The 13,115-nt window shown below is 66.9% G+C and carries 11 protein-coding genes; 8 read left to right on the forward strand and 3 right to left on the reverse strand.

The window, feature by feature from the left end; all coding sequences use genetic code 11:
• Positions 1-106 precede the first annotated feature (106 nt).
• The 8 genes from HBNXHr_RS13085 to HBNXHr_RS13120 all read left to right on the forward strand — a co-directional run bounded on the left by HBNXHr_RS13085 (position 107) and on the right by HBNXHr_RS13120 (position 10,261).
• Positions 107-778: a DUF502 domain-containing protein gene (locus HBNXHr_RS13085; protein ID WP_275882474.1), complete on the forward strand. Its 672-nt coding sequence runs from the start codon at positions 107-109 to the stop codon at positions 776-778.
• Between the two features lie 101 nt (positions 779-879).
• Positions 880-2,037, forward strand: coding sequence for an alpha-1 4-glucan-protein synthase (locus HBNXHr_RS13090; RefSeq protein WP_275882475.1), 1,158 nt, complete (start codon positions 880-882; stop codon positions 2,035-2,037).
• 104 nt (positions 2,038-2,141) lie between these two features.
• Complete coding sequence (locus HBNXHr_RS13095) at positions 2,142-3,305, forward strand: extracellular solute-binding protein (protein WP_275882476.1); 1,164 nt, start codon at positions 2,142-2,144, stop codon at positions 3,303-3,305.
• Positions 3,302-4,936: an iron ABC transporter permease gene (locus HBNXHr_RS13100; RefSeq protein WP_275882477.1), complete on the forward strand. Its 1,635-nt coding sequence runs from the start codon at positions 3,302-3,304 to the stop codon at positions 4,934-4,936. The genes HBNXHr_RS13095 and HBNXHr_RS13100 overlap by 4 nt, the downstream gene beginning before the upstream one ends.
• Positions 4,933-6,072 carry an ABC transporter ATP-binding protein gene (locus HBNXHr_RS13105; RefSeq protein WP_275882478.1) on the forward strand — a complete coding sequence of 380 codons (1,140 nt, stop codon included), beginning with the start codon at positions 4,933-4,935 and terminating at the stop codon, positions 6,070-6,072. The genes HBNXHr_RS13100 and HBNXHr_RS13105 overlap by 4 nt, the downstream gene beginning before the upstream one ends.
• A complete protein-coding gene (locus HBNXHr_RS13110) occupies positions 6,072-8,084 on the forward strand; it encodes a glycosyltransferase family 39 protein (protein ID WP_275882479.1) in 2,013 nt (670 codons plus the stop codon). The genes HBNXHr_RS13105 and HBNXHr_RS13110 overlap by 1 nt, the downstream gene beginning before the upstream one ends.
• Positions 8,085-8,087: 3 nt before the next feature.
• The gene (locus tag HBNXHr_RS13115) at positions 8,088-8,627 is read left to right on the forward strand and encodes a gluconate 2-dehydrogenase subunit 3 family protein (protein ID WP_275882480.1); all 540 of its coding nucleotides are present in this window, start codon (positions 8,088-8,090) and stop codon (positions 8,625-8,627) included.
• Positions 8,624-10,261 carry a GMC family oxidoreductase gene (locus tag HBNXHr_RS13120; RefSeq protein ID WP_275882481.1) on the forward strand — a complete coding sequence of 546 codons (1,638 nt, stop codon included), beginning with the start codon at positions 8,624-8,626 and terminating at the stop codon, positions 10,259-10,261. Before HBNXHr_RS13115 ends, HBNXHr_RS13120 begins: the two co-directional genes overlap by 4 nt.
• Positions 10,262-10,278: 17 nt before the next feature.
• On the opposite strand, the gene HBNXHr_RS13125 is transcribed toward HBNXHr_RS13120, so the two are convergent.
• The 3 genes from HBNXHr_RS13125 to HBNXHr_RS13135 are packed head-to-tail and all read right to left on the reverse strand — an operon-like array spanning position 10,279 to position 12,913.
• A complete protein-coding gene (locus HBNXHr_RS13125; RefSeq protein ID WP_275882482.1) occupies positions 10,279-11,319 on the reverse strand; it encodes a hybrid sensor histidine kinase/response regulator in 1,041 nt (346 codons plus the stop codon).
• Between the two features lie 3 nt (positions 11,320-11,322).
• Complete coding sequence (locus HBNXHr_RS13130; RefSeq protein ID WP_275882483.1) at positions 11,323-11,763, reverse strand: response regulator; 441 nt, start codon at positions 11,761-11,763, stop codon at positions 11,323-11,325.
• The gene (locus HBNXHr_RS13135) at positions 11,756-12,913 is read right to left on the reverse strand and encodes a PAS domain-containing sensor histidine kinase (RefSeq protein ID WP_275882484.1); all 1,158 of its coding nucleotides are present in this window, start codon (positions 12,911-12,913) and stop codon (positions 11,756-11,758) included. Before HBNXHr_RS13135 ends, HBNXHr_RS13130 begins: the two co-directional genes overlap by 8 nt.
• Positions 12,914-13,115 lie beyond the last annotated feature (202 nt).

Below are 13,115 nucleotides of genomic sequence, written 5' to 3' on the forward strand. Positions count from 1 at the left end.
CGGCGGCCGTCATCGCGGCGACGCCCGGACCACCGGTAAACGTTAGGGGCATGACCGCGAACTCGGCCGTACTGTGTCACGAGCGCATACACTCAGACGGAGTTTCGTGGCGGGGCTGTTTCTCGTCGCCCCGCTCGTGGTCACGATCGTCGCCCTCAGACTGCTGATCGGCTGGCTGTCGGGGTTCGTCGATCCGATCGTCTCGACGACTGCGCTGGCCCAGTACACGGGCAACATCACGCTCGTCGCCCAGGTCATCACGTTCCTGACACTGATATTCGTGATCACTTCCCTGGGGTATCTCACCCAGCGGTCGATCGGCGATTGGGCGTTCTCGTGGTTCGACCGGGCGTTCGGGATCGTCCCCGTCGTGCGGGTCATCTACACGAGCGTCCGCCAGATGACCCAGGCGCTGCGCAACCGGGAGAACCGCTACGAGAACGTCGTCCTGATCGAATATCCCCGTGAAGGGCTGTTCGCCATCGGGTTCGTCACCGGCGAGAGCCCGGCCTCGACCCAGTCAGCCACCGGGAAGGCCTACAACGTCTTCGTCCCGCACAGCCCGAACATCACCGGCGGCCGACTCGTGCTCGCGCCGGAAGACACCATCCACGAGATCGACATCAGCGTCCGCCGGGCCATCCGACTGCTGATGACGACCGGCATCGCCGAGGAACAGTCAGACGTCGACGCACTCGCCTCGGAGACGAACGTCGATATCCCCGACGTCACGGACTTCGAGAGCTCGACGACAACCGCTGCTGGCGACGATACATGATCGCGAGCTCCCCACGGACGAATCAACGCGTCCACCGCTGAAAGCACGCATGTGTCCCGATCGCCACGTTTTTAGGCTACCCTAAACAATCGGGAGTACCGATGACTACCCAAGATATCTGCGTCGTCGTCCCGACGATCAGAAACCACGAGTTCCTCCGGGCGTACGCCGAGAACGCCCGCGAGCACGGGTTCGATCTGGATCGACTCTTCGTCGTCCTCGTCACCGAGGACTTCTGTGATACCGCGGCGATGGAAGCGATGCTCGACGAGGAGGGCCTCGACGGGGCAGTCTTCGACGGAAGTGGCCGCCAAGACTGGTTCGAGGCACAGGGGATCAGCGAGTACGGGCACCTGATTCCCGACGCCAGTCACGCACAGACGTCCTTCGGCCTACTGTATCTTTGGGCGCACGAACGCTTCGAGTACGGCGTCTTCCTCGACGACGACACCGCCCCACACGACGATATCGACTTCTTCGGAACCCACCTCGACAACCTCGCCTACGAGGGCGACCTCACGGCCGTCGAATCCGACGAGCAGTGGGTGAACGTCCTCCAGGGGGCCAAGGACCTCTATCCGCGCGGGTATCCCTACAGCGCGATGGACGAAGAGCGGACGGTCACGACCGAGCGCGTCGAGCGCGTCGTCGCCTCTCAAGGCCTGTGGACCAACGTCCCGGACCTCGATGCGGTCCGGATCCTCATGGACGGCGACCTCCAGGGACAGGCCCAGACCCGCACGACACGGGACGATTTCGGGGACGACTTCGTCGCGGGACGTGGGAATTATCTCACCGTCTGCTCGATGAACCTGGCCTTTCGCCGGGAGGTCGTCCCGGCGTTCTACCAGTTCCCGATGGACGACAACCCCTGGGACGTCGGGCGCTTCGACGACATCTGGTCGGGCCTCCTCCTGAAGCGTGCTGCCGACGTCCTCGGCGGACGGATCTACAACGGCGCGCCGCTGTGTGACCACAACAAGGCACCGCGGTCGACCTTCGGCGACCTGGCCAACGAGGTGGCCGGCCTCGAACTCAACGAACACGTCTGGAAACTCGTCGACCGCGCCGGCGCGGACGCCGATTCCTACGCCGAGGTGGCCCGCGCCGTCGCCACGGAACTCAAGACCGGCGCGGACGACGAGTGGGAGAACGCCGAGTTCCTCGCGTACTGTGGTGAGTACCTCGACGACTGGGTGGACTGCCTGGCGGAACTCGATGCCGACGGGCGGCGGGAAACGGCGGTGGTCGCGGAATGACCGATCGTGACGACCGGTCCGGCCGCGACGAAGACGGAAAGACGCCGGCGAACCCCGGACGAAATCACGGAGTTTATACGTATTTAGGCAAACCTAAACCCAACATGACACGGAGATCGACGAGTCGGCGGCGGTTCCTGGGGGCGGCCGGCGCAGCTGCGCTGGGCGGGCTGGCGGGCTGTGCAAACCCCTTCGGGGGCGAGACGACGGAGGGGAGCGGCGAGGAACTGGGCGTGCCGTCGCTGTCGGAGTTCCGCGGATCGGGCGCGATCGTCGACGGGCGACCGGCCCCCGGCGGCACGTCGATCGACGAACTGCCGGATCTCTCGGGATCGTTGAATCTCTACATCGGCGGCGGCGAGGGCGGCATCTACAAGGGCTTTATCGGGATGTTAGAGGATATCTATCCGGAGTTCTCCGTCCTCGACAGCAATTCGCCCTCGGCATCGCTGGCCCAGACGATCGTCGAGGAGGTCGAAGCCGGGGCCACGCAGGCCGATCTCTTCTGGTCGATCGACGCCGCCTCGCTCGGCTTCGTGGCTGAAAACGACGCCTACGAGCCACTCGCTGACGAGGCACTCGAACCCGTTCCGGCGGACTTTCGGGGTGCTGACAACGCGTGGGTCGGCGTCGCCGGCCGCGCCCGGAGCGTCCCCTACAACACCGACGTGATCAGCGAGAGCGAGATCCCGGAGAAAGTCGCACAGTTCCCCGAGACCGAGGCCCTTCGGGGAACGATGGGGTGGGCACCGACCTACGGCGCGTTCAAGGCCTTCGTGACCGCGATGCGGCTCCAGAAGGGGCCCGAGACGACCCGCCAGTGGCTGGAAGCGATGCGGGAGGCCGGCACCGATCGCCATCGCAACGAGTACCTCGTCACCCAGGCGGTGGCCGACGGTGACCTGACCGCCGGGTTCGCCAACCATTACTACGCGATGCGGGTGAAAAACCAGCGCCCCGACGCCCCGCTGGATCTCGCGTTCACGAACGGCGACGCCGGGGGCCTGGTCAACGTCGCCGGGGTTCTCCAGGTCAAAGGAACGGAGAAAGACGACCTGATCACGAACTTCGTGCGACACCTGCTCTCGGCGGAGGCCCAGGAGTTCTTCGCCACCGTGAGTTACGCCTATCCGATGATTCCCGGCGTCGAACCGGTCGGCGGCCTACCGACCGTCGACGAGTTGAATCCCCCGGACATCAATCTGGCTGACCTGGCGGATCTCGAACCGACGCTGGAACTGATGTCCGAGGCCGGCGTCTCGGGATGAGCACGAAGGGTCGACTATCGCGCCTTCGCAAGCGCCTCCCGGGAGAGTCCCGCTTCCGACGCCCCTCGGGGCTGACGTTGCTCGCGGCCGCCATCGCCGTCGCGCTGGTCGTACCCTTAGCCTGGCTGTTCGAGGAGGCCCTGAACCTCGGCCCGCGCGCACTGGCGCTCACAGTCGATCCCCGAACGATCGAGATCCTCCTCCGCAGCGTCGCACTCGTCACCATCGTCACGGCGGCGAGCGTCCTCGTTGGGGTCCCCATTGCCCTGCTGACGGCCCGGACTGACCTCCCGTTCGCTCGGTTGTTCACCGTCCTCGCAGCCCTTCCCCTGGCGATCCCCAGCTATCTCGGGGCGCTTGCGGTCCTCTCGGCCTTTGGCTCGGGCGGCATCCTCACGGGCGTGCTCGCCCCACTCGGGATCGAACAGCTCCCCTTGATCGACGGGTTTGCCGGCGCGGCGATCGTCCTGACGCTTTACACCTACCCGTACGTCCTGTTGACGACGCGAGCGTCACTGCTGTCGCTTGATACCTCCCTCATCGAGGCCGCCAGGACGCTCGACGCCGGGCGACTCGAAGCGTTCCGGCGGGTGACGCTGCCACAGATCGCCCCCGGGATCGCCGCCGGCGCGCTGTTGGTCGCGCTGTACACCCTCGCGGACTTCGGGACACCCAGTTTCATGGGCGTCGAAGTGTTCACCCAGGCGATCTACGCGCGCTACAATACGATGCGCCCGTGGGCCGCCCTGCTGTCCATCCAGTTGCTCGGCGTGACGGCTGTGATCCTCTACCTCGAATCGAAGGTCGGAGCCGACGACGAGGGAGCCTATCAGAGCCGTGGAACCAGTGGCGGTGCCGTGATCGAACTCGGCGCGTGGCGATACGTCGCCGCGTTGTTCCCCCTCATCGTGGCTGCCCTCGCTATCGCGGTCCCGGTGGCCGTCTTCGGATTGTTGCTGTTCAGCGACGCGGGTGCCTATACGGCCGGCGGGCTGGCCTTTTCCTGGACGTACGGCTGGAACTCGCTGTATCTGGCCGGCTTCGCTGCCGGCGGGTCGCTGCTGGTCGCGCTGCCGGTGGCGGTCGCGGCCGCACGGGGTCGCTCCCGGCTGGCGACGCTGGCTGATCGTCTCTCGTACGTCGGCTACGCCACGCCGGGGATCGTGCTCGCATTCGCGCTGGTCCTGTTCACGCTGCATGGCCTGCCTCCGTCGGTGACGGAAGCCGCCGACGATCTGCTCCTGATTCTCGTCTTCGCGTACGTCGTCCGATTCGTTCCGCAGGCGATCGGTGCGATCCGGACCTCGACGATGCAGGTCGATCGCCGCCTCATCGAGGCCGCCCGGACGCTCGGACGTACCCGGACGGAGGCCTTCCGGGCAGTGACGCTCCCGCTGATCGCCCCCGGCATCGCGACCGGGGCGGCTCTGGTCTTCCTAACGACCATGAAGGAACTGCCGGCGACGCTACTCTTACGGCCGTTCTGGTTCGATCATACCCTAGTGACGTATATCTGGGAAGTGCGGGAAGCCGGCCTCTACGGTCGCGCGGCCGTGCCCGCGCTCGTCTTGATCGTCATCTCCGCGCTCTCGATGGCCGTCATCCTCAGCCAGGAGGGTTCGAACACGTGACTGCATCACAACCATCAACACCAGTCGACGCACAGCCCCAGACGACCGGCACAGCCGAAACAGCCGGCGAAAACCGCACGGCAGTCCTCGAACTCGACGGCGTCACCCGGACGTTCGGCACGGAAACTGCCGTCGACGAGCTGAGCCTGACGGTTCAAGACGGCGAACTGCTCACGCTGTTGGGGCCGTCGGGCTGTGGGAAAACGACGACCCTCCGGTTGCTCGCGGGACTCGACGAACCCGACGCCGGCGCGATCCGGGTCGCCGGGGATCGCGTCGCGGGCGAAGGCACGTTCGTCAAGCCCGAAAACCGCGACGTGGGCCTGGTCTTCCAGGAGTTCGCGCTGTTTCCCCACCTCACCGTGGGCGAGAACGTCGCCTTCGGCATTCAACAGCGACCGCAGGACGAGATCGACGAGCGGGTGGCCGACCTGCTCGAACTCGTCGGCCTCGGGGACTACGAGAACGCCAGCCCGGAGGACCTCTCGGGCGGCCAGCGCCAGCGGGTCGCACTCGCGCGCTCGCTCGCCCCCGAACCCGACGTGCTCCTGCTCGACGAACCCTTCTCGAACCTCGACGTCGGCCTGCGCGAGGAGATGCGCCGGGAGGTCCGCCGGATCATCAAGGAGACCGGCGTCACCGCCGTCTCCGTCACCCACGACCAGGAGGAGGCGCTCTCGATCAGCGACCGCGTGGCCGTCATCGACGGCGGGCAAATCGAGCAGATCGGCCGCCCGGAGGTCGTCTTCCAGCAACCAGAATCGCGCTTCGTCGCCGAGTTCCTCGGCCAGGCCGGGTTCGTCTCCGGGACCCTTGCCGAGGGCTGTGTCGACACGCCGCTGGGCTGTCTCGACGCCGACCGGATCGAGGGCCTCGACACCGAATACGAGGGAGCCGATGTTGACGTGCTCGTTCGACCCGACGACATCCGGGCCGTGCCGGCCGATCCGGCGGGCACCAACGGTCGGATCGTCGATCGGCAGTACACCGGCCCCTCGTTCGTCTACACCGTCGAACTCGACTCCGGGGCCATCCTGCACTGTGAGCACAACCACGCCGAGGAACTCGGGATGGACAAGCGCGTCCGGGTCCGCCTGGCGACCGACCACCCCCTGGCCTGGTTTCCCGCCGAGTGATGGACCGACGCCGCTTTCGCCTCGCGACGCTCACGATCGCAATCGCCGGCGCACTCGCCGTCTGGCTCGTCTCGACGAACCTCTTTCCATACCATTCACTGAATCACGACGAGGGCGTCTACCTCCAGCAGGCCGCGATGCTGCTGGAGGGCAAACTCACCCTCACCCCGCCCGTCGAGGGCGTCTTCCGGCCGTGGTTCTTCGTCGAGAGCGAGGGGTTCTACCCGAAGTACAACCCAGTCCCCGCCGGGCTGTTCGCCCTCGGGGAACTGCTCGGGGGCTATCGGCTGGCACTGCCCACCATCGCGGCCGGGATCCTCGCGGGCGTCGCGGGTGTTGTAAGCGAAGTGTTCGACCGCCGAACTGGACTCCTTGCAGCTGTTTTCGTGCTCGCCTCGCCGCTCTTCCTCCTCGATACCGCAACCTTCCTGCCGTACGCGCCGACGACGCTGCTGAATCTGGCCTTCGCCTACGGGTACCTTCGGGCAGACCGGACCGGCGACTGGCGGTGGGCAGCGGCGGCAGGTGCGGCGATCGGCCTCGCCTTTTTCGCCCGACCGTACACCGCGGTCCTCTTCGCCGCGCCGTTCGTGGCTCACGCGCTGTGGACGCTCGCCCGGGACTGGTGGACGGCGATCCCCCGGCAGGCGGCGACCGCCGCGCTGGGGCTGGTCGGCGTCGGACTAACCCTCGCGTACAACGCCGCCGTCACCGGCTCACCCCTGACGTTCCCCTACGAGGCGTTCGCGCCGCTGGACGGCCTCGGGTTCGGACACCGCGAACTCCTCAACCACGGCGTCGAATACACGCCCGGGCTTGCACTGCAGGCCAACTGGAACGTCCTCGCGACGTTCGTCGACCGCTGGATCGCCGGCGGGATCGTCGGCGCGGCGCTCGCGGTCGCCGGACTCGGCGTGGCGGCCCGGCGAGGGCTGGACGCCAGGCAAGCCACCCTGGCAGCCGTCGGCGTCTCCGTCCCGCTCGGAAACCTCTACTTCTGGGGGAACTACAACCTGCTCGGCGACCTCGACGCGGCCGGCGACGGCCTGATCGCCTCGCTGGGTCCGTACTACCACTTCGACCTGCTGGTCCCGACGGCCGCCTTCGGGGCCGTCGCCGCCCTGGCCACCGTCGACACCCTCCGGGACGCCCTCGGGGCACGCTTCGAGCGCCGAACGGCGTTGGCAGCCCTCGCCGCGATCACCCTCGTGAGTACGCTCGTCCTCGGCGGGATCACGGCCGGTGGGGCCGCCGCACCCGTCGAGCGCAACGCCGACGTGACCGACACCTACGAACTGACCTACGCGCCGTTCGAGCCCGAACCACCGGCCAACGCCGTCGTGCTGACGCCGACGCCGTACGGCCCCTGGCTCAACCACCCCTTCCAGGCGCTGCGGAACGATCCGGGCTACGACGGCCGGACCGTCTACGCGATGGACGGTCGTCCGTTCGCGATCAGCGAGGCGTTCCCCGACCGCGATCTCTACCGGTTCGGCTTTCGGGGCGTCTGGGATCCACTCGGCGATTCGCCGGAAGCCGCCCGACTCCAGCGCGTCCAGGAGCGCTCGGGCGAATCCGTCACGCTAAACGCCAGCGTCGGCCTCCCCGAGCGCGTCACGAGCGCGACAGTCACCGTCGAGACCGACGACGGCACGGCCCACTACGTCCCGAGAGAGACTGGCGACGAGCTGCAGTTCCGGCTCGTTATCGGCGACACCGTCCGAGCGGTCGGCCTCCTCGAAGCCGGCAGCGAGGAACAGCCTGCGATCGACGGACGTGAGGCGGTCGACGTGACGGTCTTCGCTGACGACGGGGTGGGCGGGTTCGAATACCGGCTGTCGGTTCCAGTCGAAGCCGGGGGCGGGCAGGTGCGCGCGCTGACCCCCCGCGTCGAATACTGCTTCGACGCCCAGGCGTGTGGCGGCGCGGCGACGTACGTGCCCGAAGAATCGCCGGACGGCGTCTTCGTCCGGACAGAACTGCGAGCGACGAACGAGACACAGGAGCCCTGATCCATGAGCCACGAACTCACCAGACGGGACGCGATCGCGGCGCTGTCGGCCGTCGGGGCGTCGCTGGCCGGCTGCGTCGCCCCCGCGACAGACGGCGAGGGCACCGAGACGGACCGACCGCTCACCGACCACGACCGCGAGACGCTTTCGGCCGCCGCCGAGGTGCTCTACCCCGACGATGTGAGCGAGATCGAGCCGTTCGTCGCACGCTACGCCGGCGGCCGGACGGCCGACCGCCCCGAACACGCCGAGGGGATCGCCGACGCCGTGGCCTACCTCGACGAGTACTGTCAGGCGTGGTTCGAGAGCGACTTCGCGGCGCTGTCGCCCGACGAGCGCGACGAGGCACTCCGGCGGATGGGGGCCGAGAAGGCCGATTCCGATCCGAATGGGGAGGACACCGAACGCCTGCGCTATTTCGTGATCAACGACCTGTTGCTCGCGCTGTACGCCTCACCGACCGGCGGCGAGTTGGTCGGGATCGAGAATCCCCCGGGTCACCCGGGCGGACTCGCGAGTTATCAGCGGGGGCCGGAGTCGTGAGCGCCGATCGCACGCCGAGCGACGGGGTTGCCGTCTGCGTGATCGGGGCAGGACCGGCCGGCGCGCTGATCGCCCATCGACTGGCCGCCGGTGGCCACGAAGTGACCGTTTTGGAGGCTGGCCCGCGATTCGACCCCGAGCAGCGAATCGAACAGATGGAGGACGCCCTGCGCCCGGCCCACGGCCGGCCCGATATCTGGGGGATGGGCGGGGAGCGCGACGCCTTCACGTCGAGCGGCGATCGGCACTATCCGCTGAACCACACCCGGGTGAAGGGCGTCGGCGGGTCGACGCTGCACTGGCAAGGCATGGTGATGCGGCTCCACGAACGCGACTTCGCGGTCGCGTCGCGGGACGGCGTCGCCGCCGACTGGCCGATCGAGTACGACGACCTCCGGCCGTACTACGCGGCGGCGGAGCGAGCACTCGGCGTCGCCGGCGCGAGCGACAACCCCTTCGAACCGCCACGCGAGGATCCCCATCCGATGCCGGCGTTCGACCCCTCACACAGCGACTCGATCTTCGCCGAGGCCTGTGAGGCCCTGGGAATTACCACTCACTCGGTTCCCAACGCCCGCAACTCCGAACGGTATGACGATCGATCGGCCTGCGTGGGATATGGCACCTGCCAGCCTGTCTGTCCCTCCGGCGCGAAGTACGACGCCACGAGCCACGTCGAGAAGGCTGAGGACGCGGGCGCGCGAGTGATCGACCGTGTCCCGGTCCAGCGCCTCGAACACGACGACGCGGGCGAGCGGGTCACGGCCGCGGTCTACGCCACGCCCGATGGCGAGACGCACCGCCAGGAGGCGCGGGAGTTCGTCCTCGCCGCCGGCGGCGTCGAGACGCCCCGACTCCTCCTGCTGTCGGAGTCACCGCAGTACCCCGACGGCCTGGCGAATTCGAGCGGGGTCGTGGGTCGGTACTTCCACGAGCACCTGTTTGCGGGCACGAGCGGCGTGATCGACCGGGAGACCCGCCAGCACCACGTCGGGTTCAACACCACCGAGTCCCACCAGTTCTACGACGAGCCGGCGGCCGGAACGGACCGGGGAATCCCTGCGGCTGACGCCGGCGCGGACGATCTCGGGCCGATCAAGCTCGAATTCCGCAACTACGGCGGCCCCTCACCCGTTGGAGTTGCACTGTCCGACGGCGGGTGGGGCGACGAACTTCGTGATCGGATCAGTGACACGTACGGCAGCCACCTCACGGTGGGAGCCCTGGTCGAGCAAACGCCGCGCCGGGAGAACCGCGTAACGCTCGACCCCTCGCGGACCGACGACCACGGCAATCCCGTCCCGGAGATTCACTGGGGGCTGGACGATCGCACCCGGCGGACGCTCCGGCGAGCCAACGCGATCCAGGAAGCCATTCTTGATGAACTCGACGCGGAGATCACCTGGCAGATCGGCCCCGAGAATACCGGGCCGGCGTTCCATCACATGGGCACGACGCGGATGGGAACCGATCCGGACGGGAGCGTCGTCGACGCCCGAGGGCAAACTCACGACCTCGCGAACTGCTGGATCGCAGGGTCCAGCGTCTTCCCGACCGGCGGCGCGATGAACCCGACGCTAACCATCGCCGCGCTGTCGTTGCGGGCAGCCGATCACGTCGAAAAGCGGCTGTGACGTGATGGGTGACGGAGTCAGTGCACGTCGACGCCGGTGATCTCGAAGCGTGCCCCGCCGGCCTCGCTGTCGGTCACGCGGACGTCCCAGCCGTGGGCCTCGGCGATCCCCTCGACGATCATGAGACCGAATCCCGTCCCACCCTCGGAGGTCGAGTACCCCATCTCGAACACCTGCTCGCGGTCGTCGGCGGAGATGCCGGGGCCGTCGTCCGCCACGTAGAACCCGTCGGCGAGGTCGCCGAGCGTGATCGTCACGGCTGCCCCGCCGTGCTCGATCGAGTTTCTGAGGAGGTTGCTGAGGAGTTCCTGCAGGCGACTCCCGTCGGCACGGACGGTCGCGTCAGTGTCGACGATCACGGCCGCGTCGGCCGTGTCGACGTTCTCCCTGCAGCCCTCGGCGACGACGTCGAGGCGGACGGTCGACAGGTCATCGATGGTCCGGCCCTGCTGGGCCAGCGTCAGGAGGTCCTCGATCAGGGCCTCCATCCGATCGAGCGCCCGCGAGGCGGTCTCGAGGTGGTCGTTGTCGGCCTCGTCCCGCAGGATGTTCACCCGGGCGTGGGCAACGTTGAGCGGGTTCCGCAGATCGTGGGAGACGACGCTGGTGAACTCCTCTAAGCGCTCGTTCTGGAGGCGAAGCTGGGCTTCCTGCCGGTGTCGCTCGACCGCGTAGCGCAGCGACCGGGCGAGATCGTCCGCGTCGAGATCGTCCTTCAGCAGGTAGTCCTGGGCCCCGCGTTGGATCGCCGTGACGGCGGTCTCCCGATCGTCCAGGCCGGTGAGCACGACGATCGGAACGCGTGGGTCCTCGTCCTGGACGGTCCCAAGCGTCGCCAGCCCGGTGCTCTCGGGCAACCCTAGATCGAGAAACAGGATGTCGTGTCGGCCCGTTTCGATCGCCCGGAGCCCCTCGGCGAGCGTCTCCTCGTGTTCGAGGGTGACGTCGCCGACGATGTCGGCCACGTGGGATTCGTTGAGATGGTGCTCGACGAGGCGGGCGTCGCCGGGATTGTCCTCGATCAACAGGACGTCGATCGATGTGCCTGCGTCGGGCATGGGTCACTTCGGTGGCATCTTGACGACTGATAGCCAGAACTCCTCTAAGCTCCTGACGACGTCCATGAACCCCGAGTAATCGACGGGCTTGCTCAGGTAGGCGTTGGCCTGCAGGTCGTATGATTTCACGATGTCCGACTCGGCTTCGGAACTCGTGAGCACGATCACGGGGATCCGGCGCAGTTCCGGGTCGTCGTTGATCTCTTCGAGGACGTCCCAACCATCTTTTTTCGGCATGTTGAGGTCGAGCAACACCAGATCAGGTCGCGTCTTCTCGGCGTACTCGCCGCGCTGGTTGAGGAAGTCCATCGCCTCGGCACCGTCTTCGACGACGTGGAGATTGTTGAGGATGTTCCCCTCCTCGAAGGCCTTCTGGGTGAGTTTGGCGTCCCCCGGGTTGTCCTCCGCGAGGAGGATCTCGACCGGCTGGCCGGTCTCACTCATGGTCGACACCCTCCGATTCGGCGACGTTCAGTCCCTTGGGGATGGTGAATTTGAACGCCGCGCCTTCTCCCTGCTCGGATTCGATCCAGATCTCGCCGCCGTGGCGTTGCACGATCCGGCGGGTGATCGCCAGCCCGATCCCGGTGTTGCCGGCCTCGGCGTTCGCCCCTTGCCTGAAGATCTCGAAGACGTCGTCCTGTTCGTCGGCCGGGATCCCCGGCCCGTTGTCCGAGACGGCGAACTCGTAGGCGTCCGGGCGGTCGGTGGCCGTCACGTCGATCCGTGGGGTTCCGTCCTTCTCGGCGTGCTCCACGGCATTTTTGACGAGGTTCTGGAAGACCTGGCCGAGCTGGTCGCGGTCGGCGCTGACGGTCGGCAGGTCCCCGACCGTGATCTCGGCGCTGTGGTCGGCGATCAGCAGTTCCAGGTCCTGGCGGGCGCTTTCGAACACCTCGGCGGCGTCGACCTCGTCGAACTCCTCGGCCTGGGTGTGGACGCGGGAGTACTCCAGCAGCGAGTTGATCATCCGCTTCATCCGCTTTGCGCCGTTGACGGCGAATTCCATGTACTCCTCGGCCTCGTCGTCGAACTGGTCGCCGTATTCCCGTTCGAGCAGGTCGACGTAGCTCGACACCATTCGCAGTGGTTCCTGAAGGTCGTGAGAAGCGATGTAGGCAAACTCCCGGAGGCTCTCGTTAGATTTCTCCAGGGCCTCCCGGTGGTGTTCGAGTTCCCGCTGGTATTCCTTCCGGCGGGTGATGTCGCGGGTGTACCCGGCGAGAGCGGTCACTTCGCCCGCTTCGTCGACCACCGGTTTGCCCTGGACCCAGACCCAGGTCCCGTAGTCCTCGGCCGGATCGACGCGAAACTCCAGATCGGTCGACTCGCCGGCGGACAATTGTTCCATCCCGTCGGCGACCCGTTCTCGGTCGTCGGGATGGACCGCGTCGAGAAAGCTCGTCGGGTCCGCCTCGAGGGACGCCACCGGCTCACCGAAAATATCCTCGTACGTCGAATTGGCGAAGATGACGTTCTCCCAGTCCGGGGTGAACATCCACAGAGAGTCGTCCGTGTACTCCGTCAGCTGTAAGAGAAGGTCCAGATCATCCGGGACCACACGGTTCTCGTCGTCAGTTCGAGCACTGTTCATTATATGTGATGGGGAGAAACGTGGACTTGAGTGTCCCCCTCGACGAATCAGAATTGATAACCTCCCCAGGGAAGCTATCGGCGACGACTCGTCAGATCTCACCAGCCGAATCAGGCCTCCCCTGGCACGTGCCGGGATTTCCTGGCCGGCACAGAGACCGGACAGTCGGGCAAAGAATGATTATAATCCGCTGAGAAGCACG

The sequence above is a fragment of the Halorhabdus sp. BNX81 genome (assembly GCF_029229925.1).
In the GTDB taxonomy this organism is placed as follows: domain Archaea; phylum Halobacteriota; class Halobacteria; order Halobacteriales; family Haloarculaceae; genus Halorhabdus.

Excerpts from the sequence above, each read along its gene's own strand:
- HBNXHr_RS13090 (WP_275882475.1), top strand. The coding sequence starts at position 880 with ATGACTACCCAAGATATCTGCGTCGTCGTCCCGACGATCAGAAACCAC.
- HBNXHr_RS13095 (WP_275882476.1), top strand. The coding sequence starts at position 2,142 with ATGACACGGAGATCGACGAGTCGGCGGCGGTTCCTGGGGGCGGCCGGC.
- HBNXHr_RS13100 (WP_275882477.1), top strand. The coding sequence starts at position 3,302 with ATGAGCACGAAGGGTCGACTATCGCGCCTTCGCAAGCGCCTCCCGGGA.
- HBNXHr_RS13110 (WP_275882479.1), top strand. The coding sequence starts at position 6,072 with ATGGACCGACGCCGCTTTCGCCTCGCGACGCTCACGATCGCAATCGCC.
- HBNXHr_RS13115 (WP_275882480.1), top strand. The coding sequence starts at position 8,088 with ATGAGCCACGAACTCACCAGACGGGACGCGATCGCGGCGCTGTCGGCC.
- HBNXHr_RS13125 (WP_275882482.1), bottom strand. The coding sequence starts at position 11,319 with ATGCCCGACGCAGGCACATCGATCGACGTCCTGTTGATCGAGGACAAT.
- HBNXHr_RS13130 (WP_275882483.1), bottom strand. The coding sequence starts at position 11,763 with ATGAGTGAGACCGGCCAGCCGGTCGAGATCCTCCTCGCGGAGGACAAC.
- HBNXHr_RS13135 (WP_275882484.1), bottom strand. The coding sequence starts at position 12,913 with ATGAACAGTGCTCGAACTGACGACGAGAACCGTGTGGTCCCGGATGAT.